General features: G+C 64.8%; 2 pseudogenes. Both read right to left on the bottom strand.

Features of this window, described 5'->3' with window-relative positions:
* A pseudogene (locus AC0L2K_RS34975) lies at nt 1–349 on the bottom strand (ABC transporter ATP-binding protein); the annotation flags it as partial.
* Nucleotides 349–630: pseudogene (locus AC0L2K_RS34970) on the bottom strand (ABC transporter ATP-binding protein); the annotation flags it as partial. The pseudogenes AC0L2K_RS34975 and AC0L2K_RS34970, both read right to left, overlap by 1 nt.

The following is a 630-nucleotide window of genomic DNA, read 5'->3' as shown; positions in this document are numbered from 1 at the left end:
CGCTCTCCTGCACATAGCTGGCGCCGTAGTTGATGAGGATGATCGTCGCGAAGGCGCCCGTCGCCCAGATCATCACCGATCGGTCGAGCCTGCCCGCCGCCATGCCGTGGTCGATGGCGTAGCGGATGACCAGCGGGATCGCCAGCTGCGTCAGCGTGAACACCAGGACCGCGGCGACCGAGATCAAAATCCGGCCCCGATACGGTTTCACGAAGCTCCAAGTGCGCTGCAGGATGCGCGGATCATAGGCCTTGCCGAAGACTTCTTCCTCGTCGCGGTGCGAGCCGACGACCGCCTTTGTCGGCCGCCCGCTGGTGTCTTCCTTCTCGTCGCCGCTATGTGTCGACATCACGCGGCTCCCGTTACGACGGGTCGGTCATCGTCCGGCCGCAGCTGCAGGTCGTAAAGGGCGCGGTAGCGTCCGCCGAGCGCCAGCAGTTCCTCATGCGTGCCGCGCTCGACGATCCGGCCGCCCTCCACGAACAGAATCTGGTCGGCATGCATCAGTGAACTCAGCCGGTGCGAGATGATGAGCGTCACGCGGTCCTTGGCAAAGCGTTTCATCGCTGCCCGGATACGCTGCTCGGTGCCGGCGTCGATGGCAGCAGTGGAATCGTCGAAGACCAGCAC

Source organism: Mesorhizobium sp. WSM4817 (assembly GCF_055811135.1).
The sequence above is the reverse complement of the archived record's forward strand: the minus strand, read 5'-3'. Positions and strand labels throughout refer to the sequence as shown.